We start from the raw sequence: 20,882 nt of genomic DNA on the forward strand, positions 1-20,882 counted from the left end.
TCCGGTCCGCCGTGGCGGGTCAGCCGACCGGGGTCAGCGGGCGCGGTGCGGCGTCGGCCCGCAGCAGCCCTCGACGGGCGGCCCAGCGCTCGAACAACAGGGTGGCGAAGGGCGGCACCGCACAGACCAGCGCGACGACGGTGACCCCGAGGGACCATCGGTGCAGCCGGGCGACGGCGAGCACCAGGAGCCCGTACGCCACGAAGAGCGCGCCGTGGATCGGCCCGAAGACCTGCACCCCGATCTCGTTGCCCGGCGGGCCGTACTTCACCGCCATGCCGACCAGCAGGGCCAGCCAGGAGCACGCCTCGGCGATCGCCGCCGCCACGAACAGTCGGGTCGTCTTCTCGCGCATCGCGCCATGCTATCCAGCGGTCGTCGCCGACCGGTCCGCGACGGCCCGGGGCGCCAGGGGGATCACCCGGGTCGTCGGTGGGTACGTAGAGGGTCCTTCGGGCCCTTTCCGGTCGCCCGGGGGCGTGCAAGGTTGAGGGAACCAACGGTGACAGGGCGGTGGCCATGGGCGAGGAAGTCGGAGCGCGCACCTTCAGCCGGGAGGACCGGGCCCGTTACCGGGAGAAGGTACGCCGGTGTCTGGACGTCTTCGCCGAGATGCTGCGGGAGTCCCGGTTCGACGTCGAACGGCCGATGACCGGCCTGGAGATCGAGTTGAACCTGGTCGACGACGACTCCCGTCCGACGATGCGCAATGCCGACGTGCTCGCCGCCGTCGCCGATCCCAGCTTCCAGACCGAGCTGGGCCAGTTCAACGTGGAGATCAACGTGGCCCCCCGGCGGCTCGTCGGCACCGGCACCGCCGAGTTCGAGTCCCACGTACGGGCCAGCCTGAACGCCGCGGAGGAGAAGGCCCGGACGGTCGGCGCCCACATGGTGATGATCGGCATCCTGCCCACCCTGGAACCGGGGCACCTGACCGCCGGCGCGCTGTCGGCGAACCCGCGCTACGCACTGCTCAACGAGCAGATCTTCGCCGCCCGGGGGGAGGATCTGCGGATCGCCATCAGCGGGGTGGAGCGGCTGGCCACCACCGCCGACACCATCACCCCGGAGGCGGCCTGCACCAGCACCCAGTTCCACCTCCAGGTCAGCCCGGCCGATTTCGCCGGCTACTGGAACGCCGCCCAGGCGGTCGCCGGGGTCCAGCTCGCGCTGGGCGCGAACTCGCCGTTGTTCTTCGGCCGGGAGTTGTGGCGGGAGACCCGGGTGCCGTTGTTCCAGCAGGCCACCGACACCCGCCCCGAGGAGATCAAGGCCCAGGGGGTACGCCCGCGGGTCTGGTTCGGTGAGCGGTGGATCAACAGCGTCTTCGACCTGTTCGAGGAGAACGTGCGCTACTTCCCGGCGCTGTTGCCGGTCGGCGACCCGGAGGACCCGGCCGAGACGCTGGCCGCGGGCGGGGTGCCGAAGCTGGCCGAGCTGCGGTTGCACAACGGCACCATCTACCGCTGGAACCGGCCGGTCTACGACGTGTGGAAGGGTCGGCCGCACCTGCGGGTGGAGAACCGGGTGCTGCCGGCCGGGCCGACCGTGGTGGACACCATCGCCAACGGCGCGTTCTACTTCGGGCTGGTCCGGGCGCTGGCCGAATCCGACCGGCCGCTGTGGTCGCAGATGTCGTTCAGCGCGGCGGAGGAGAACTTCACCAGCGGCGCCCGGCACGGCATCGACGCGCAGGTCTACTGGCCGGGGTTGGGCTACCTGCCGGCGACCGAGCTGGTGCTGCGCCGGTTGCTGCCGCTGGCCCACCAGGGGTTGGACGGGTGGGGGGTGGATCCGGCGGAACGGGACCGGCTGCTCGGCATCATCGAGCAGCGCTGCCTGACCGGGCGCAACGGCGCGAGCTGGCAGGTGGCGGCGTTGCACCGGCTGGAGTCCGCCGACCACCTCGACCGCCCCGAGGCGCTGCGCGAGGTGGTCCGCCACTACGTCGAGCTGATGCACAGCAACCGTCCGGTCCACGAGTGGCCGGTCCCCTGACGGAGAGCTTCCTGGACCGTTGCGTGTCGCCGAGTCGATTGACTTTCGATAGGTTAAGAGCGATAGTCGATACATGACGACGGCACGTTGGGCGGTCACCGCCCTCAGAGGTTTTCTCGTGGTCCTGTTCGCGGTGCTGGTCCTGTTCCAGACCATGTCGCTGCCCGGGCAGTTCGCCCACCTGGCACGCGAGTCACCCGAGCAGGCCTACCTGCGCTGGCCCGCCACCGCCGTGACGGTGTTCTGGGTGCTCTGCGTCCAGGTGGTGATCGTGGCGACCTGGCGGCTGCTCACCCTGGTCAGGAAGGACCGGATCTTCAGCGAACCCGCGCTGGCCTGGGTGGACGCCATCGTCTGGGCCATCGCCGCCGGCTGGCTGACGCTGGTGGGGGTCTTCCTCTACGTCGGGTTCCACGCCGACGACCCCGGCCTGCCGATGCTGCTGTTCCTGCTGTCGGTCGGCGTCACCGTGCTCGGGCTGCTCATGGTGGTGATGCGGGCGCTGCTGCGGCAGGCCACCGCGCTGCGTACCGACATGGAGGCGGTGATCTGATGCCCATCGTCGTACGCATCGACGTCGAGCTGGCCAAACGCAAGATGAGCGTGGGCGAGTTCGCCGAACGGGTCGGGCTGACCCCGGCGAACGTGGCCGTGCTGAAGAACGGCCGCGCCAAGGCCGTGCGGTTCAGCACGCTGGAGGCCATCTGCCGGGTGCTCGACTGCCAGCCCGGCGACGTGCTCGAGTTCGTCGACGACGGGGAGCCGACACCGTGAAATATCTGCTCGCCCTCGCCGCGGTCGTGGTCCTGGCCGCCGGGGTGGCCGGCGTCGTGCTCGGCGAGTCCGACGACTCCCCGGGTCTCCAGTTCCTGGGCGGCCTGCTGGTCATCGGCGCGATCGCCATCGGCGTACGGATCGCCCGCCGCCCCCGCTGACGCCAGCGCGGACGGCCCCGGCGGGCGGGTCGGTGACGCCCCCGCCCACGGTGGGCAGGGCGGCGGCGGACACCCAGGGTGGGCGGGGCGGCGATGCACACGCCCCAGCCCCCGGGGGCCGAGCGGCGACCATGGCGGCCCGGCGGACGCGGCCAGGACGGCAGTCAGGGCGCGGGCCAGTTCCGCAGCAGGGCGTCCAGGACGTCGAGGACCCGGGTCCAGGTCTGCTCGGTGTCCGGGGCGCTGTGGCTGAACCCGCCGCCCAGTTCGAGGTTGACGTAACCGTTGAAGACGCTGCCCAGCAGCCGGACCGCATGGGTCTGGTCGGGCTCGCCGAGCTGGTAGCCGCGCAGGATGGCCCGGGTCAGCTCGGCGTGCCGGCCACCCGCGCTGGCGGCGGCCGCCTCCGGGTCGAGTCTGAGCTGGGCGGCGGCCCACCGCCCCGGATGCGTCCGGGCGTAGTCCCGGTAGACGCCGCCGAGGGCGGCCAACGCGTCCCGGCCGGCCCGCCCGGCGAGGGCGTCGGCGGCCCGGACGGCCAGCTCGTCGAGGGCGAGCAGGGCGATCCGGGTCCGCAGGTCGCCGGAGTTCCGCACGTGCGCGTAGAGGCTCGCGACCTGCACGTCGAAGCGCCGGGCGAGCGCCGAGAGGGTCACCTGGTCGAACCCGACCTCGTCGGCCAGCTCCGCGCCGGCCCGGGTGAGACGTCCGGTGGTCAAGCCCGCTCGTACCATAGCTCATTATGGGTTTGCCTAAAGGTTTTAGGCAAATTACCGTGGCCGTCATGGAACCACTGACCGAGCAGGAGATCCGGTCCGCGTTCGTCAACTGCACCAGGGGCGAGAGCAAGCGGCTGTACGTGCCCCGCGACCTGGCCGACCGGCCCTGGCCCGAGCTGGACTACCTCGGCTGGCGCGATCCCCGCGCCCCGGACCGGGCCTACCTGGTCACCGAGCTGGACGGCCGGCGGACCGCCCTGGTGCTGCGCTGCCCCACCCCCACCACCCGGCAGCCGCCGCGCGGCCTGTGTTCGCTCTGCCTGACCTCCCCCGCCGGTGGCGTCAGCCTGATGGTCGCGCCGAGAGCGGGCAAGGCCGGGCAGCAGGGAAACTCGGTGGGCACCTACCTCTGCACCGACCTCGCCTGCCCGCTCTACGTGCGCGGACGCAAGGACCCCGGGCCGGGAGCCCGGATGCAGGAGTCGCTCACCACTGAGGAGAAGGTCCAGCGGCTGACCACGAACGTCGCCGCGTTCGTCGCCCGGGTGACCGACTGACCCCGCCCGGGGCGGCGGGCGTCGGCGGGACCACGCGACACCGGGCGGCCCGTCGGCGGGATATGCCGCCCGGCCCGGTACGCACCGGGCCGGGCGGCGGGGCTCACTCCGGGGGTGGCACCGCCTCGTCGATCACCACTCCGGCGTGACACGCCACCTCGCCGAGCACCTCGCGCACGCTCCGCCGGCGGTCGAGCCGCGCCCCGGCGAAGCTGACCGGACCGTGGAACGACGCCCGCCCGTCGCCACCGAGCCGGAAGGCCGCTGCGGTGAAGACGCTCCCCGCGAACCCGGTGCCGCCGTGGAACTGGACGCCGGTGAAATCCGCGTGACCGACGTGGCAACCGCCGAGGTCGAGGTCGACCAGGGTGGCCCCACAGAGCATGAGGTCCGTCCCCGGCCAGTGCGGCGGCCCGCCCGACGCGTCCGTCGACGGGCGCAGCCGCGCCGCGAGCAGCCGCTGCGCGGAGCGCCGCAGCTCCAGCTCGATGGCCTGCGCGTCGGTGCGGGCTTCGGCCAGGCCGAACGACAGCGGCATCCGAAGATAGCCGCAGATCGTGTCCACCACCGGCTGCCGCAGCTCCGGCCGGGCGTCGCCGAGGGCGGCGAGGGTCCCCAGCCCGGCCCGGCGCACGTCCGGGTCGACGTCGGCGAGCTGGCCCGCGTACGGACCGACGGCGGCGTCGGGCACCAGTTCCACCCCGTCCGGCCCGGCCGGTGCCGGCGTCCAGCCGAGCGGCCAGCGCACCGGCTCGTCGGCGGTGGTACCGGCCCAGGTCGCGCCGGTAAGGTCCACGGTGGGCTGGTCGAGGTGGACCGGACCGGCGAACCGGGCCTGGTGGAACGGCGCGGCGGCGGCGAACCGCGCCTTGAAGAACCAGGCCGGGCCGGCGAACCGGGCCTGCCGGAACGACACCGGCCCGACGAACCGGGCGCCGTCGCCGCCCTCGCTCCACTCCTGGTAGTCACCCATCAGCACGGCGACCGGCCAGTGCGGGTCGTCCTCGTTCGGCTCGCCCCAGGGGGCCGGCGAGGTCTCCTCGATGGTCTCCCAGGCCGGGTCGTCCTCCCACAGCTCGTCCTCACCCCGGCCGAACCAGGCGAACGCGGCGAACCGCGCACCGGTGAAATCGGCGTCGGAGCGGAACCGTGCCCGACCGAAAGCGGCATGGTCGAGGAACCGGGCGCGGGTGAACCGGGCCGGGCCGGGCCAGACGGTACGGGCGAAGTCGGCAACACCGGTGAACCGGGCGTCGGCGAACGAGGTGGCCCCGAGGAACCGGGCGTCGGCGCACCGGACCGTGCCCAGCACCACATGGGAGAGGTCGAGGTCCACCAGGGTGGCCGCCCGCAGGTCGAGGTCGACGGCGGGCGGCTCCGGTTCGGCGGTCGGATCGACGGGCCCGGTCGGCGTTCCCGCCACCGCTGCGGGGCGCAGCAGCGCGGCCAGCACCCGGCCCGCCTCGCGCCGGGCGTCGACGTCCCACCCGTCGGCCTCCACCGGTGTCCGCAGGTGGTCGGCGAGCGCCGCGACCGCCGGTGCCCGTAGCCCGGGACGCCTGGCCACCAGCTCGCCGAGGCCGCGCAGGGCGGCGATCCGGCCCACGCCCGTCTCCTGCGCCACCGCCCGGACAGCGCTCTGGTACGCCACCGATGCCGACTCCCCGACCGTCACCCGACCTCCCACCGTGCCCCGCCGGGAACGCCCCGACGTCGGGGCAGGATAGTCGGGCGGGGTGTCGCGGTCGGCCACCCCCGGTGGTGCGCGCGGGCGACACCCGTCCGGTCGGTGATCGAGGGTCAGCCGCCCCGGGCGAACAGCGCCAGACGGACCCGGTTCGGGCTTTCCGTCTTGGTCATCAGGCTGGTGATGTGGGTCTTCACGGTGGTCACGCCGATGTGCAGCCGGTCGGCGATCTCGGTGTTCGACAGCCCCTCGGCCACCAGGTCGAGCACGTCCTGTTCCCGGGCGGTCAGCCCGGACACCGGCCGGGGCGGCTCGACGCGGGCGTGCACCGCCCGCCGGACCAGCCGCTGCAACACCTCCTCGCTGAACGGGCTGCCCCCGGCGGCGGCCCGGCGTACCCCGTCGACCAGGTCGCCGGGCGGGGCGTCCTTGAGCAGGAAGCCGCAGGCCCCGGCGGTGAGCGCGGGATAGAGGTGGTCGTCGTCGCCGAACGTGGTCAGCACCAGCACCCGGATGCCGGGCCGGTCGGCGAGGATGCGGCCGGTCGCGGTGATCCCGTCGACACCGGGCATCCGCAGATCCATCACCACCACGTCGGGGACGAGCCGGGCGGCCAGGGTGACCGCGTCGCGGCCGTTGTCGGCCTCCCCGACCACCTCGATGTCGGGCTGCGCGTCACAGAGCATGCGCAGCCCCGCGCGGATGAGATGCTGGTCGTCGACCAGCAGCACCCGGATCACGACCGCCACGCCCGGTACGGACCGCCCGAGCCGGGCGGCGGGGACGTCGGACCGTCACCCCCGAGCGGTGCGGGCGTCGGACCGCCCGACCCCGGCGGCGGGGTCGTCGGACCGTCGGCAGGTGGGGCGGTCGGGGACGGGCCGGCATCGGTCGACGCCACGGCGGGCAGCACCGTCCGGACCCGCCACCCGGTGCCGGCGGGACCGGCCTCCAGCCGGCCGCCGAGCACCTCGACGCGTTCCCGCATGCCGGTGAGGCCGTGCCCACCGCCAGGCGGCACCGCCGCCGGTGCCCAGCCCCGCCCGTCGTCGGCCACCTCCCAGTGGACGGCGTCGTCGATCACCGACACGGTCAGCCGCGCCCGCGCGGACGTTCCGGCGTGCTTCACCACGTTGGTCAGCGCCTCCTGGGTCAGTCGCAGCACCGCCAGCCCGCGTACCGCGTCGAGGGTGCCCACCGCCGGGGCGACGTCCGCCTCCACCGTCACCCCGGCCTGCCGTGCCCGGTCGACCGCCGCCCCGAGCGCGGCCGGCAGCGCCGACGGCTCGATCGCGGTCGACGTCGCGTCCCCGTGCGCCACGTCGGGATCCCGCAGCACCGCGACCAGTCCGCGCAGGTCCGCCAGCGCCGCCGTCCCGGTGGCGTGCACGTCGTCGAAGACGGCACCCACCCGGGGGTCGAGGTCGGTGAGGACGTGCCGGGCGACGCCGACACGCAGCACCATCGAGGCCACGTGGTGGGCCACCACGTCGTGCAGCTCCCGGGCGATGGCGCTACGTTCGTCGGCACGCGCCGCCCGCCCCTCGGACTCGCGGTGCAACTGCTCGGCCCGGGCCCGTTCGTCGGCCTGCCGGCCGAGTTCCCGGTTGGTCCGCACGACGGTGCCGATCAGCAGCGGCAGGCCGACGTCCACCAGCAGCCCGAAGACCGTGCCGGCGACCCCCCGGCCGGTGTGCCCGGACGGGTCGAACGCCGCGACCACGGTCAACCCCGCGGCCGCCCACCAGCCGGTCCGGGGACGCCGGGACCGCATGGTCAGCTCGAGCAGCGCCCAGCTCGCCCCGACCTGGTTGATCGTGGTGTCGTCGAGGACGACGATCGCGGCGACCAGGAGCGCCGTCTGCGCCGTCAGGTTGACCAGCGGCCGGCGGTGGGCCAGCAGCGCGACGGCGAAGGCGACCGCCGCGAGCGCCCACTGCCGGCCCGTCGGCGGCTGACCGGTCTTGCTGCCGAAGAGGAGGTAGCACAGGCCACTGAGGTCGAGCAGGACCATCCGGACCAGGGTGTCCCGCGTGTCGAACAGCCGTCCCAGCCAGGCCACGCCGATCAGCCTACGGAACGGGGGCCGGCGCGGGACCTGCCGGGTGGGTGGCGCTCACCCGGCCAGCGCCGGTTCCGGGCGACGCCGCAGCGCCACCACCGCCGTCGCGGCGAGCGCGGTCGCGGCCACCAGGGCGGCCAGCGCGGCCAGCGTGGTCAGGTCCGGTCGCAGCAGCGGCTGCCCGCGCAACGCCTGCCAGGTCAACAGCAGCGTGAGTACGCCGTACCCGGTGCCCGCGACGGCCAGCAGTCGGACCCGGTCCCGCTCGTCGAGCCACCGGCCCAGGTAGCGGTGCAGCAGGAAGGCCAGGATCGGCAGCGCCTGCATGGCGTGCAGCCCGACGAAGTGCCCGATCCGCAGGTCGCCCCCGGTGGTGCTCCAGCCGAGGATCGGCAGCCCCGGCCCGCCGTCGGGCACCCCGACGCTGTGCGCCCCGGTGATCCCCTCGGCGTCGGCCGGTGCCTGGCCGGACTGCGTCATCGGCACCGCCACCAGCATGCCCAGTGCGGACACGCCGAGCCCGAACCCCATCGCCCACCGGGTGGCCCGGTCCCCGGCCCGCCGTACCAGCAGGGTGACCGCGACGACGACGTGCGCGACGAACAGCACCATCACGGCCGCACCCATCACCTGCCAGAGCGCGGCGTTGAGCGGGCTGGTCTGGTTGTAGTGGCTGGTCGTGCCGCGCAGTACCTGCCCGACGATCACCACCATCTCGATCAGGGCGGTGGCCACCACCACGCTGGCCGCCCACTCCCCGACCCGGCTGCGACGGGGCAGTCGGGTCAGCATCCAGGCGAGGGTGGCCGCGTAGAGCACGAACGACACCGAGAACTTGAACGGCTTGAGCCAGATCGGCACGCCGGTGAGCACCCGTGGATCGGCGAGTACGCCGACGGCGGTGACCACGGCGAGCACCGCCATCGCGGCGGTGAGCAGAACCAGGGGGCGGTGCCGTCGGGCCGCCCGGGACGTCACGTCAGTCATGCCTGTAGACGTTCGTCGGCCGGCGGCCCCACCGCGTCCGACCGGGAGCCCCGGTCGCGGCCCCCGGTCGGAGACCGCCTCCTCCCCAGGGTGGAGGCGGGCCGCCACCCGACCGACGGCATCGGCGACGGTCAGTCTCGTCCGGCGGATCCCGTCCGGGCGGGCCGCCACTGGGAAAGGCCACGGTCACCGGGTAGTGAGGCCGACCAGCATGGCCAGTCGCGCGACGCCGGCCACCGCCGGCCGTCCCCGTGCCAGCTCGGCGATCACCGTCCGGGCCACCGGACGGCACCGTACCTCGGCCGGCGCGATGCCGTCCGCGTCCACCAGCACCCGACCGGCCCCGAAAAGGTCGCCGACCTGGAGGTACGCCCGCGCGGCGTCGACCAGGTAGGCGGCGCGGTACTCGGCCGGTAGGAGCCGCCAGCTTTCCCGACGGACCACCTGTTCGTGCCGGTGGACCGCCTCGTCGGCGTCGCCCGCCTCGATCGCCGCCACCACCCGGGCCAGCTCGACGGCGACCGGCCCGAAACCACAGTGGTACGGATCGTCGCCGGCCCCGACCCGGGTGGCGATACCGGCAGCCAGGTCGATCAACTCGTCGGCCCGACGGGGGTCACCGTGCTCGGCGGCGGCCAGGGCGGCCTGGAGCAGCAACGTCCCGCACAGCGCCTGCCGTGCGGCCGGGGCGTCGCGTACCGGCCTGGGGGCGACCCGGGCGCGCGGCCGTCACCGTCACCGCGAGCGCCAACCGCCCACGGCCCAGCGCACGTAACGCCTGCCCCACCGCCACCGCCGCTGTCCCCGCCAGCGCCGGGTCGTCGCCGGCCACGGCGACCGCCCGGTCGGCGGCCAACCACCCGAGGTCGGCCTCACCGAGTTTCACCAGCACCGCCGAGGTGATCCGGTACGCCTGCACCAGCGGTTCCACCGCTCCCTCCGGTGCTGTCGCGTGCCGGACGCGGGTGGCGTCGAGCAGCCCCGGCAGCGCCCGCACCACCTGCGCGTAGTGCCCGTGCTGGTAGGTCAGCCAGGCGTGGGCGACGTGCCGCTCCAGCGTCGCCGACGGCACCACGGCCGCCGGATGGTCGTAGCGGGCGAGGGCGGCCCGCAGCCCGTCCACCCCGTCCAGCTCAGCGAGTCGACCCCACGACGGCAGCCGGGTGCCGAGCAGCAGCGCCGGATCGACCCGCAGCACCTCGGCGATCTCCTGGATCACCGAGTACCGGTCCAGCGTGCGGACCCCGCGTTCGACCTTGTCCACCCAACTCTTCGACTTGCCGAGCCGGTCGGCGAAGACCTGTTGGCTCATCCGGCGGCGCACCCGCCAGCGCGCCACCCGCCGCCCGACCGGAAGGTCGTCACCGTCCACGCCGCCACCGCCGATCCGGCACGGCGCGGGTCGTGTCCGCCACGGGTATCCGCTCCGCCTCGGCCTGCGCGAGCAGTCGACGACGGGCCGCCTCCCGCTCGGCCGCATCGATCTGCTCGCCGCGATCCGCCCGGCTGGCGTCTTCCCCACCCGAATCCACCCGACGCTGGTACCACTTGCGTTTCGACATGACGCCCCACCTCCGCCGCTCGCCCGACGGAATGAACTCTACTAGCAGAGTAGTCAGTGTAAGCAGTGTTGAAACAACAGACATACTAGACACGGCTAACTACGCCAACTGATCTACTAGATTTCATGAGTGGCTACGTCCCAACCTTCCGGCTGGTCATTAATGACATCCGGAAGTCGATCGCCTCGGGACAGTTGAAGGAGGGGGACAAGCTCCCCTCGCTGCCTGAACTCGCCCAGCAGTACGACTGCTCCATCGGCACGGTGCGCCGGGCGATCGAGTATCTCCAGATCACCGGGGAGCTTCAGGGACGGCAGGGCAAGGGCACATACGTGACCGGGAAGTTGCCCGAAGGCTCCTGAGTGGCCCGCCGATACGGTGCTGCCGGTGCCTGCGCGCACACCGAGGGCGAGCCCGGGAGGTGCATGTGCACACTCGGGCTTATGACACCCAGGCATAATTATGCCGGCGAGGCATAAGGCACAACGCGCAACCTGCTTCAGCCGCGCCCGCCCCTTCTCCTGCCAGTGGCGCCAGCCAGGTATGCACCTGCCGCCCTCATCACGGTGCGCGCCCGTTACTCAGCGTGACGGCCGGTCGCGGGACAGGCACCGCCGTGGTCCCCGACGCCGCCGCAACCGGCAGCGACCCACCGCGGAGCCGGTCCAGGCACCCAGACACCAAGAGCCGGCCGGTAGCCACCCGGCATGAGGCACCGGGCACCGGGCACCGGCACCGCGAGGCACCCCGCCGACGACGCAGCACCCCCGCGACGACCAACGCCGCCACAGCCAGGCCCAGAGCACCCGGGGTGGAGTGTTGCCGGCCGCCGGGATCGCGCCGGCATGCCCGGAGTGAGGCAAGCGGGGAGCAGGCGAGCCGGGATCAGGTCGAGGGGCACCACGCGCGCCCGGCACGGGGCCGAGCCCACGGAACCGCGCCCACGGGGTCGGGCCGCGAGACGCCGCCCCGCTCAGAGGGCGACGATCGCCGCCGTCTCCGCCGGCAGCTCCACCCGGTCGCGCGTCACGGTGACGCCCTCGGCGGTGGTCAGCAGCACCCGGCGGGCCACCCCGGGCAGGGTGATCCGCTGACGGCGCCCGGCGAGGTTCGCCACCACCAGGCACCCACCCCGGCGTACCACCAGGAACTCGTCGCCGTGGCGGACCTCCACCTGGTGCAGGCGGGGGTCGGACAGGTCGGGCCGGCTCTTGCGCAGCGCGATCAGTCGCCGGTAGAAGTCGTACATTTCGCGGTGTTCGGGTTTGTCCAGCTCGGCCCAGTCGAGCCGGGAGCGCAGGAAGGTCTGCGGGTCCTGCGGGTCCGGCACCTCACCCGGCGGCCAGCCGTGCGCGGCGAACTCGCGCCGCCGGCCGGTGGCGACCGCCGCCGCCAGCTCCGGCTCGGGGTGGCTGGTGAAGAACTGCCACGGCGTGCTGGCCGCCCACTCCTCCCCCATGAACAGCATCGGGGTGAACGGCGCGGTCAGCAGCAGCATCGCCCCGACCCGCAGCAGCGCGGGCGACAGGCCGGCGGAGATCCGGTCGCCGGTGGCCCGGTTGCCGATCTGGTCGTGATTCTGCAGGTACGCCACGAAGCGGTGCCCGGGGGTGGCGTGCCGGTCCACCGGGCGGCCGTGGCTGCGGTTGCGGAAGCTGGACCAGGTGCCTGCGTGGAAGAACGCCCCGGTCAACACGTCGGTCAGGCACTCCAGCGAGCCGAAGTCGCCGTAGTAGCCCTGCCGCTCCCCGGTCAGCAGGGTGTGCAGGGCGTGGTGGGCGTCGTCGTTCCACTGCGCGTGCAGGCCGTAGCCGCCGGCCTCCCGGCGGGTGATCAGCCGGGGGTCGTTGAGGTCGGACTCGGCGATCAACGACAGCGGCCGGCCCAGGTGGGTGGCGAGCGCCTCCACCTCGACCGCCATCTGCTCCAGGACGTGCACCGCCCGGGAGTCGGGCATCGCGTGCACGGCGTCCAGCCGCAGGCCGTCGACGTGGTAGTCGCGCAGCCACATCAGCACCGAGTCGATGATGTAGCGGCGCACCCCGTCGGAGTGCGGGCCGTCCAGATTCACCGTGCGACCCCAGGGGTTGTCCTGCTCGCTCAGGTAGGGCGCGAACCTCGGCGCGTAGGCCCCGGAGGGCCCGAAATGGTTGTAGACGACGTCGAGGATCACCCCCAGTCCCCTGGCGTGGGCGGCGTCTACCAGGCGCTTCAGCCCGTCCGGCCCACCGTAGGGCTGGTGCGGGGCATACCAGCAGACCCCGTCGTACCCCCAGTTGTGTTCACCGTTGAAGGCGTTCACCGGGAGCAGCTCGATCAGGTCGACGCCGAGGTCGACCAGGTGGTCGAGCCGGCCGATCGCCGCGTCGAAGGTGCCCTCCGGGGTGAACGTGCCGACATGCAGCTCGTACAGGATGCTGCCCGGCAACGGACGGCCGGTCCAGCCCTGGTCGGTCCAGTCGAAGGCGGCGTGGTCGTAGCGGCGGCTCGGCCCGTGCACCCCGGCCGGCTGCCAGGCCGTACGCGGGTCGGGCAGCGGGGTGTCGTCGTCGTCGAGCAGGAACGCGTAGTCGGTGCCGGGGCCGGCGTCGGGCACCTCGACCCGCCACCACCCGTCCGGCCCGGCCCGCATGTCGTGGTCGGCGACACCGGGCAGGTGCAGCCGGACCCGGGCGACGTCCGGTGCCCACACGGTGAACTCGGTCATGCGGCAGCCTCCACGGCATCGGCGGTAGCCAGCAGGGCGGTCGGCGCGAGCAGCGCGACGGGATAGCTGCTCAGCAGATCATGGAGGAGCAGGTCAGACCCACTGTAGACCCGTCCGGTGAACACGTCGGTAACACTGTTGCCGGGGATCGACAGGCTGGTGCCGCGCCAGCCGCCGGCACGGGCCAGCCCCACCGGCAGCCGGGTGGCCACCGCGATCACGCCACCCCGGTCGAAGGCGACCACGTGGGCGGCGGCCGGCCCGTGCGCGGCCACCGGCCGGTAGCCGGCGAACAGCTCCGGGTGGTCCCGGCGCAGCCGCAGCGTGCGGGAGACCACCAGCAGCTTGGCCGCGCCGTCGGCGGCCACCGCCGGCTGCCAGCCGGCGTCGAGCCGGGCCAGCAGCTCCCGGCGTACGACGAAGTCGACCGGGCGACGGTTGTCCGGGTCGACCAGCGAGTTCTCCCACAACTCGGTGCCCTGGTAGGTGTCGGGCACCCCCGGCATGGCGAGCTGGACCAGCTTCTGGCCGAGCGCGTTGGACCAGCCCGCCGGGGTCAGCTCGGCGGCGAACGCGCTGATCTCGTCGTGCAGCCGCTGGTCGTCGAAAATCCGGTCGACCAGGGCGTGCAGGTCGTGTTCGAAGGTCGGGTCGGGGTCGGCCCAACTCGTCGCCACCGACGCCTCCCGGGCGGCCTTCTCGACGTAGGCGTGCAGGCGGTCCCGGTCGATCGGCCAGGCGCCCACGGCGGTCTGCCACAGCAGGTGGGCGAAGGCCGGATCGGCCAGCGGTGCGCGGGTCATCCAGTCCTCGACCTGCTCCGCCCAACGGTCCGGCAGCTCGGCGAGCACGGCCAGCCGGGCCCGGACGTCCTCGCCGCGCTTGGTGTCGTGGGTGGACAGCGTGGTCATGCTGGTCGGCCAGCGGACCTGCCGGGCGGCGGCGAACCGGTGGAACTCCGCCGGCGGCACCCCGAAGTGGGCCGGTGAGCCGCCGACCTCGTTCAGCGCGACGAACCGGCTCCACCGGTAGTAGGCGGTGTCCTCCACCCCCTTGGCCATCACCGCGCCGGTGAGCTGCGGGAACCGGGCGGCCAGCTCGTGCTCGGGACGCCGCAGCAGGGCGGTCACCGCGTCCAGGGTGGCGGTGAGGTCGGGCCGGCGGCGGCCCGCCTCGGCGCGGGCGGCGGCCAGGTGCCGGGCGCCGTGCGGCGGGTAGCCCCGGTAGACCGGGAAGCAGGCCGCCAGCTCGGCCAGCGCCGCCCGGGTGGCCGCCCGGTCGAGGTCGGGGGCGAGGGCGGCGAGCCGGCCCAGCTCGGCGGCGAGCAGCCGGGTGGCCGCCGCCAGCTTGGTGGCGTGGGTGAGGTCCTGCCAGGAGGTGTGCCGGCCGGTGAGCCGGGCGTCGAGGGCGGTGAAGTCGCCCTCCGCCCGCCCGTCGACGAACAGCCCGCAGACCGCGGCCAGCGCGTCGTAGCCGGTGGTGCCCTGCACCGGCCAGTCCGGCAGCTCCTCGCCGTACTCCAGGATCTTCTCCACCACCAGCCAGGCGTGCGGGGCGGCGGCGCGCAACCGGGCCAGGTAGCCGGCGGGGTCGCGCAGACCGTCGGGGTGGTCGACCCGGATGCCGTCGACCTCACCGGCGGCCACCCAGCGCAGCACCTCGGCGTGGGTGGCGTCGAAGACCGCCGGGTCCTCCACCCGCAGCCCGGCCAGGTCGGACACGGCGAAGAACCGGCGGTACGTCAGCTCGGCGTCGCCGCGTCGCCAGGAGACCAGCTCGTAGTGCTGCCGGTCGTGCACCGCGCGGGGGCTGCCGTCGGCGGTGCCGTCGGCGATCGGGAACCGGTGCTCGTGGTAGCGCAACTCCCCGTCGACGACCTTGAGGTCGTCGGTGGCGTCGGGGCTGTCGGCGAGCACCGGCAGCAGCAGCCGGCCCCGGTCCCAGTCGATGTCGAACCAGTCGGCGTACGCCGAGGCCCGGCCCCGGCGCAGCACGTCCCACCAGGCCGGGTTGGCCGCCGGCTGGGCGATGCCGGCGTGGTTGGGCACGATGTCGACGACCAGGCCCAGCCCGGCCGCCCGCAACGCCCGGACCAGCCGCTGCCGGCCGGCCTCCCCGCCCAGCTCCGGGTTGACCGCGCGGTGGTCGACCACGTCGTAGCCGTGCGCGGAGCCGGGGGTGGCGGTGAGCAGCGGCGCGCTGTAGAGGTGGGTGACCCCCAGCCCGGCCAGCCAGTCGGCCAGGCCGGCGGTGGTGTCGAGGTCGAAGCCGGGTCGGACCTGGACGCGGTACGTCGACCCGACCGTCGTCGAGTCGGGCCGGGGCTGTGCGGGCATGTCAGACCGTCCTCTCCAGGACCACCAGGGAGCGGTCCGGCACGCAGACCGCGCCGCCCGCGTCGACCACCGTCGGCTTCTCCGGGTCCGGTTCCGCCGTGCTGATCACCAGTTCCCACCGCTGGCCGAACTCCTCGCCGGGCAGGGTGAAGTCCAGCGGTGCGTCGTGGGCGTTGAAACAGAGCAGGAACGAGGAGTCCCGGTGCCGCTGGCCGTACTGGCCGCGTTCGGGGATGCCGTCGCCGTTGACGAACAGCGCCACCGACCGGCCGAAGTCGTTGCCCCAGTCCTCGCCGGTCATCTCCCGCCCGTCGGGGGTGTACCAGGCCAGGTCGGGCAGCCCCGCCTCGGTGTCGCGGCCCCCCACCGGCAGGCCGGTGAAGAACCGGCGGCGACGGAACACCTGGTGCCGGTTGCGGAAGTCGGTGAGCCGCCGGACGAAGGTCAGCAGCTCGTCGTCGGCGTGCGCCCAGTCCACCCAGGCCAGTTCGCTGTCCTGGCAGTAGGCGTTGTTGTTGCCGTGCTGGGTGCGGCCCAGCTCGTCGCCGTGGCCGAGCATCGGCACGCCCTGGGAGAGCATCAGGGTGGCGAGGAAGTTGCGGCGCTGCCGGGCTCGCAGGGCCTTGACGCCGGGATCGTCGGTCTCCCCCTCGACGCCGCAGTTCCAGGACCGGTTGTGCCCCTCGCCGTCGCGGTTCTCCTCACCGTTGGCCTCGTTGTGCTTGTCGTTGTACGACACCAGGTCGTTGAGGGTGAACCCGTCGTGGCAGGTGACGAAGTTGATGCTGTGGAAGGGGCGGCGGCCGTCGTCCTGGTAGAGGTCGGCCGAGCCGGAGATGCGGGAGGCGAACTCGGCCAGGGTGGCCGGCTCCCCGCGCCAGAAGTCGCGCACCGTGTCGCGGTACTTGCCGTTCCATTCCGTCCACAGGGGTGGGAAGTTGCCGACCTGGTAGCCGCCGGGGCCGACGTCCCACGGCTCGGCGATCAGCTTGACCTGGCTGACCACCGGGTCCTGCTGCACCACCTCGAAGAACGTGGACAGCCGGTCGACCTCGTAGAACTCGCGGGCCAGGGTGGCCGCCAGGTCGAACCGGAAGCCGTCGACGTGCATCTCGGTCACCCAGTAGCGCAGCGAATCCATGATCAGCTGAAGCGAGTGCGGGCTGCGCACGTTGAGGCTGTTGCCGGTGCCGGTGTAGTCGACGAAGTACCGTCTGTCCTCTTCGGACAGCCGGTAGTAGCTGGGGGCGTCGACGCCCTTGAAGCTCAGCGTCGGACCCAGGTGGTTGCCCTCGGCGGTGTGGTTGTAGACCACGTCGAGGATGACCTCGATGCCGGCGGCGTGCAGCGCCTTGACCATGCCCCGGAACTCCTGCACCTGCTGGCCCAGGCGGCCCAGTGCCGAGTAGCCGTGGTGCGGGGCGAAGAAGCCGATGCTGTTGTAACCCCAGTAGTTGCGCAGGCCCAGGTCGGCCAGCCGGTGGTCGTGCACGAACTCGTGCACCGGCATCAGCTCGATCGCGGTCACCCCGAGCTGCCGGAAGTAGTCGATCATCACCGGGGAGGCGATGGCCGCGTAGGTGCCGCGCAGTTCCTCCGGGATGCCGGGGTGGCGCATGGTCAGCCCGCGCACGTGCGCCTCGTAGATCACCGAATGGTGGTACGGGGTGCGCGGCGGCCGGTCGTTGCCCCAGTCGAAGTACGGGTTCACCACCACCGACTTGGGCATGAACGGGGCCGAGTCGGTCTCCGACATCCGGTCCGGGTCGCCACCCAGCTCGTAGTCGTAGACCGCCGGGTTCCAGGTGACCTCCCCGTCGACAGCCTTGGCGTACGGGTCGAGCAGCAGCTTGTGCGGGTTGCAGCGCAGCCCCTCGGCCGGGTTCCACGGCCCGTACACCCGGAAGCCGTAGCGCTGGCCGGGTTCGACGCCGGGGATGTAGGCGTGCCAGACGTAGGCGTCGACCTCGCGCAGCTCCACCCGGCGTTCGGTGCCGATGTCCCACTCGTCGAACAGGCACAGCTCGATCTTCTCGGCGACCTCCGAGAAGATCGCGAAGTTGGTGCCCATCCCGTCATAGGTGGCGCCCAGGGGGTAACGCTCACCCGGCCAGACCTGCATCTCGCTCCTTAGGCCATGATCATGAGCGCACCGGCCGGGTCGGTGACCGCCGGAGCGCACGCCGCTAATGCCCTGCGGCCGCCCCCGCCAATCCACCCGTTCGGGCAACTCCCGACTTCCACCCGTCCGGGGTGTACCGGACCGTCGGGTGTCGTCCGTCACGATAGGCCGTTTCAAGATGCGCCGGGCCGCGCGATGGCCTTTGCTGGACGCGGACACGCGCCCGTGCGGGTCCGCCCTCGGCCCCCGGCCATCCCCAGCCACCACCTTCCGCCGTCGTCGTTGCCGGCGCGACCCCTCGTGTGTACGGACGGAGATCGATGTGACCACCCTGCGGGTCAGCGAACACCTCGCGACCGCTGTGGACCGGACCTGCCGGCCCACCCCCACCTTCCGGCCCCAGCTCCCCCAGCAGGGTGGCGGCTCCGGCGTGCCCCCGCGCACCCGGCGCATCCTGATGCTCTCCTGGGAGTACCCGCCGGTGCTGGTCGGTGGGCTCGGCCGACACGTGCACGCCCTGTCGGTGGCCCTGGCCGCCGCCGGGCACGAGGTCACCGTGGTCACCCGGCACACCGACGGCGCCCCGCTGGAGGAGTACGCCGACGGGGTACGGATCGTCCGGGCCGCCGAGGATCCGGTGACCTTCCCGCTGGCCACCGACTCCCTGCTGGCCTGGACGATGGCGTTCAACCACAGCCTCACCCGGGCCGCCCTGCGGGCCGCCGAGTCCGGCACGTACGACGTGATCCACGCGCACGACTGGCTGGTCGCGCACACCGCCATGACGCTGCGCGCCCACCTGGACGTGCCGCTGGTCAGCACCATCCACGCCACCGAGGCCGGGCGGCACCAGGGCTGGCTGCCGGGCGAGATGAACCGCACCATCCACGGCGTCGAGCAGTGGCTGGCCGCCGAGTCCGGCCGGGTCATCGTCTGCTCCCGGTACATGCGCGACGAGGTGGGCGCGCTGTTCGACGTGCCGACGGCCCGGGTCGACGTGGTCCCCAACGGCGTCGAGCCGCACCGCTGGAAGGTGCCGACCTCGGCGGTCACCGCGGCCCGCACCCGGTTCGCCGGGGACGGTCCGCTGGTCACCTTCGCCGGCCGGCTGGTCTACGAGAAGGGCGTCCAGCACCTGATCGCCGGCCTGCCCCGGCTGCGGGACCGGCACCCCGGCCTACGGGCGGTGATCGTCGGCGACGGGCCGTACCGGGCCGAACTGGAGGCCGAGGTGCACCGGCTCGGGTTGGCCGGCACGGTCGCCATGCCCGGCTTCCTCGGCGGCACCGACCTGCCGGCCGTGATGGCCGCCTCGGACTGCTTCGCGGTGCCCAGCATCTACGAGCCGTTCGGCATGGTCGCCCTGGAGGGGGCGGCGGCCGGGGCGCCGCTCGCGGTCGCCGAGACCGGCGGGCTGGCCGAGATCGTCGAGCCCGGGGTGACCGGGATGACCTTCGCCCCGGAGGACCCGGCCGACCTCACCGAGGCCGTCCACGCGGTGCTGTCGGACCGGGAGCGCGCCCGGGTGCTCGCCCGCCGGGCCCGCGCCATGGTGCACGAGCAGTACGGCTGGTCGGCGATCGCCCAGCGCACCGCGACGGCGTACGCCTCGGCGATCGCCGGGGACGCCGTGTTCACCGCGCAGCGCGCCGAGCAGCGGATGGCGACCGGCCGGGTCACCGCCCCGATCCCGACGGGCAACCTGCTCGTCGCCGCCGGGCTGCGCTGACCGGCGGGCCGTCCTGGCCGTCGGCTGTGCTCTACCGGCCTGCGCTGACCGGCGGGCCGTCGTAGACCGTCCGGCCTGCGTGACCGTCGGCCTGCGCTGACCGGCCCCGCGTACGCGGGAAGGCCGCCGACCCTCAAGCGGGGTCGGCGGCCTTCGTCGGTCACCGGGGGTCAGCGCTGCGAGATCGCGGTGAACTCCCGCTCCGGGGCACCGGTGTAGATCTGCCGGGGCCGGCCGATCTTCGTCTCCGGATCGCTGATCATCTCGCGCCACTGGGCGATCCAGCCGGGCAGCCGGCCCAGTGCGAACAGCACCGTGAACATCTTGGTCGGGAAGCCCATGGCCTTGTAGATCAGGCCGGTGTAGAAGTCCACGTTGGGGTAGAGCCGGCGGGACACGAAGAAGTCGTCGGCGAGGGCGATCTCCTCCAACTGCATCGCGAGGTCCAGCAGCGGGTCCGGCTTGGCCATCCGGTTGAGCACGTCCTGGGCGGCCTTCTTGACGATGGCGGCCCGCGGGTCGTAGTTCTTGTAGACCCGGTGCCCGAAGCCCATCAGCTTCACACCGTCCTGCTTGTCCTTCACCTTGCGGACGAAGGACGCGACGTCACCGCCCTCGGCGTCGATCTTCTCGAGCATCTCCAGCACCGCCTGGTTCGCCCCGCCGTGCAGCGGGCCGAACAGGGCGTTCACGCCGGCCGAGACCGAGGCGAACAGGTTGGCGTTGCTGGAGCCGACCAGCCGGACGGTGGAGGTCGAGCAGTTCTGCTCGTGGTCGGCGTGCAGGACGAAGAGCATGTCCAGCACCCGGGCGACCACCGGGTCGACCTCGTACGGCTCGGCGGGCACCCCGAACGTCATCCGGAGGAAGTTGTCCACGTAGCCCAGGGAGTTGTCCGGGTACAGCAGCGGCTGACCGATGGACTTCTTGTAGGCGTACGAGGCGATGGTGGGGACCTTCGCCATCAGCCGGACCGTCGACATCTCCACGTGCTCGGAGTCGAACGGGTCCAGGCTGTCCTGGTAGAAGGTGGAGATGGCGCTGACCGCCGAGGACAGCACGGCCATCGGGTGGGCGTCCCGGGGGAACCCGTCGAAGAACCGGCGCATCTCCTCGTGCAGCAGGGAGTGCCGCCGGATCCGCTCGCTGAACTCGGTCAGCTGCTGCTGGGTCGGCAGCTCGCCGTAGATGAGCAGGTAGGAGACCTCCAGGAAGGAGGACTTCTCGGCCAGTTGGTCGATCGGGTAGCCGCGATACCGCAGGATGCCCGCGTCACCGTCGATGTAGGTGATCGCGGAAGAACAGGACGCGGTATTGACGAACCCGGGATCGTATGTTGTCATCCCGGTTTCCTTGAGCAGCTTGGTGACCCCGATGCCCGCGGGGCCCTCGACCGCGCCCTGCACCGGCATGGAAAGCTGCCCACCGGGGTGGTCGAGCTTGACTTCCGTCATGTGGTTCCTCGCTTCGCCGGCGAATCT

20 protein-coding genes are annotated in these 20,882 nt (G+C 73.0%); 7 read left to right on the top strand and 13 right to left on the bottom strand.

Features of this window, described 5'->3' with window-relative positions:
- Positions 1-19 precede the first annotated feature (19 nt).
- On the bottom strand, positions 20-355 hold the full coding sequence (locus tag O7612_RS17810; RefSeq protein WP_282265705.1) for a DUF3817 domain-containing protein: 336 nt from the start codon (positions 353-355) through the stop codon (positions 20-22).
- A gap of 164 nt (positions 356-519) precedes the next feature.
- Between O7612_RS17810 and O7612_RS17815 the strand changes: the two genes are divergently transcribed.
- The 4 genes from O7612_RS17815 (at position 520) to O7612_RS17830 (ending at position 2,933) form a co-directional block, all read left to right on the top strand.
- A complete protein-coding gene (locus O7612_RS17815; RefSeq protein WP_282265706.1) occupies positions 520-1,998 on the top strand; it encodes a glutamate-cysteine ligase family protein in 1,479 nt (492 codons plus the stop codon).
- Positions 1,999-2,071: 73 nt separating this feature from the next.
- On the top strand, positions 2,072-2,551 hold the full coding sequence (locus O7612_RS17820) for a DUF2975 domain-containing protein (protein WP_067310950.1): 480 nt from the start codon (positions 2,072-2,074) through the stop codon (positions 2,549-2,551).
- Positions 2,551-2,772: a helix-turn-helix transcriptional regulator gene (locus O7612_RS17825; protein WP_067310947.1), complete on the top strand. Its 222-nt coding sequence runs from the start codon at positions 2,551-2,553 to the stop codon at positions 2,770-2,772. The genes O7612_RS17820 and O7612_RS17825 overlap by 1 nt, the downstream gene beginning before the upstream one ends.
- Positions 2,769-2,933, top strand: coding sequence for a hypothetical protein (locus O7612_RS17830; protein ID WP_282265707.1), 165 nt, complete (start codon positions 2,769-2,771; stop codon positions 2,931-2,933). The genes O7612_RS17825 and O7612_RS17830 overlap by 4 nt, the downstream gene beginning before the upstream one ends.
- Before the next feature lie 164 nt (positions 2,934-3,097).
- Here O7612_RS17830 and O7612_RS17835 read toward each other — a convergent pair whose 3' ends face one another.
- Complete coding sequence (locus O7612_RS17835; RefSeq protein ID WP_282265708.1) at positions 3,098-3,652, bottom strand: TetR-like C-terminal domain-containing protein; 555 nt, start codon at positions 3,650-3,652, stop codon at positions 3,098-3,100.
- A 65-nt stretch (positions 3,653-3,717) separates the two neighbouring features.
- On the opposite strand from O7612_RS17835, the gene O7612_RS17840 reads away from it, so the two are divergent.
- A complete protein-coding gene (locus O7612_RS17840) occupies positions 3,718-4,209 on the top strand; it encodes an FBP domain-containing protein (RefSeq protein WP_282265709.1) in 492 nt (163 codons plus the stop codon).
- A gap of 103 nt (positions 4,210-4,312) precedes the next feature.
- On the opposite strand, the gene O7612_RS17845 is transcribed toward O7612_RS17840, so the two are convergent.
- The 7 genes from O7612_RS17845 to O7612_RS17875 all read right to left on the bottom strand — a co-directional run bounded on the left by O7612_RS17845 (position 4,313) and on the right by O7612_RS17875 (position 10,507).
- Complete coding sequence (locus tag O7612_RS17845) at positions 4,313-5,884, bottom strand: pentapeptide repeat-containing protein (protein ID WP_282265710.1); 1,572 nt, start codon at positions 5,882-5,884, stop codon at positions 4,313-4,315.
- Between the two features lie 125 nt (positions 5,885-6,009).
- Positions 6,010-6,636 carry a response regulator transcription factor gene (locus O7612_RS17850; protein WP_282273950.1) on the bottom strand — a complete coding sequence of 209 codons (627 nt, stop codon included), beginning with the start codon at positions 6,634-6,636 and terminating at the stop codon, positions 6,010-6,012.
- Positions 6,633-7,958, bottom strand: coding sequence for a histidine kinase (locus O7612_RS17855; protein ID WP_282265711.1), 1,326 nt, complete (start codon positions 7,956-7,958; stop codon positions 6,633-6,635). The genes O7612_RS17850 and O7612_RS17855 overlap by 4 nt, the downstream gene beginning before the upstream one ends.
- A 54-nt stretch (positions 7,959-8,012) precedes the next feature.
- On the bottom strand, positions 8,013-8,945 hold the full coding sequence (locus tag O7612_RS17860; RefSeq protein ID WP_282265712.1) for a hypothetical protein: 933 nt from the start codon (positions 8,943-8,945) through the stop codon (positions 8,013-8,015).
- Positions 8,946-9,131: 186 nt separating this feature from the next.
- Positions 9,132-9,602, bottom strand: coding sequence for a hypothetical protein (locus tag O7612_RS17865; protein WP_282265713.1), 471 nt, complete (start codon positions 9,600-9,602; stop codon positions 9,132-9,134).
- Positions 9,562-10,317: a helix-turn-helix domain-containing protein gene (locus tag O7612_RS17870; protein WP_282265714.1), complete on the bottom strand. Its 756-nt coding sequence runs from the start codon at positions 10,315-10,317 to the stop codon at positions 9,562-9,564. Before O7612_RS17870 ends, O7612_RS17865 begins: the two co-directional genes overlap by 41 nt.
- Positions 10,307-10,507, bottom strand: a complete 201-nt coding sequence (locus O7612_RS17875; protein WP_282265715.1) for a hypothetical protein — start codon at positions 10,505-10,507, stop codon at positions 10,307-10,309. Before O7612_RS17875 ends, O7612_RS17870 begins: the two co-directional genes overlap by 11 nt.
- A gap of 125 nt (positions 10,508-10,632) precedes the next feature.
- Between O7612_RS17875 and O7612_RS17880 the strand changes: the two genes are divergently transcribed.
- Positions 10,633-10,869, top strand: a complete 237-nt coding sequence (locus tag O7612_RS17880) for a GntR family transcriptional regulator (protein WP_282265716.1) — start codon at positions 10,633-10,635, stop codon at positions 10,867-10,869.
- Positions 10,870-11,480: 611 nt separating this feature from the next.
- Here the strand turns inward: O7612_RS17880 and treZ are convergent.
- From treZ to glgX, 3 genes are read right to left on the bottom strand one after another with little or no spacing between them, the layout of a single operon-like run.
- Positions 11,481-13,214, bottom strand: a complete 1,734-nt coding sequence (gene treZ, locus O7612_RS17885) for a malto-oligosyltrehalose trehalohydrolase (RefSeq protein ID WP_282265717.1) — start codon at positions 13,212-13,214, stop codon at positions 11,481-11,483.
- Positions 13,211-15,550 (bottom strand): malto-oligosyltrehalose synthase, encoded by a 2,340-nt coding sequence (gene treY, locus O7612_RS17890; RefSeq protein WP_282265718.1) that lies wholly within the window; start codon positions 15,548-15,550, stop codon positions 13,211-13,213. Before treY ends, treZ begins: the two co-directional genes overlap by 4 nt.
- Before the next feature lies 1 nt (position 15,551).
- Entirely contained in the window at positions 15,552-17,672 is a 2,121-nt protein-coding gene (gene glgX / locus O7612_RS17895) for a glycogen debranching protein GlgX (protein ID WP_282265719.1), read from the bottom strand.
- 322 nt (positions 17,673-17,994) lie between these two features.
- On the opposite strand from glgX, the gene O7612_RS17900 reads away from it, so the two are divergent.
- Positions 17,995-19,401: a glycosyltransferase family 4 protein gene (locus tag O7612_RS17900; RefSeq protein ID WP_282265720.1), complete on the top strand. Its 1,407-nt coding sequence runs from the start codon at positions 17,995-17,997 to the stop codon at positions 19,399-19,401.
- Between the two features lie 170 nt (positions 19,402-19,571).
- Here the strand turns inward: O7612_RS17900 and O7612_RS17905 are convergent, their stop codons facing one another.
- Complete coding sequence (locus O7612_RS17905; RefSeq protein WP_282265721.1) at positions 19,572-20,855, bottom strand: citrate synthase; 1,284 nt, start codon at positions 20,853-20,855, stop codon at positions 19,572-19,574.
- Between the last annotated feature and the right edge of the window lie 27 nt (positions 20,856-20,882).

It is taken from the genome of Micromonospora sp. WMMD987, from assembly GCF_029581435.1.
GTDB classification, from domain to species: Bacteria; Actinomycetota; Actinomycetes; order Mycobacteriales; family Micromonosporaceae; genus Micromonospora; species Micromonospora rifamycinica.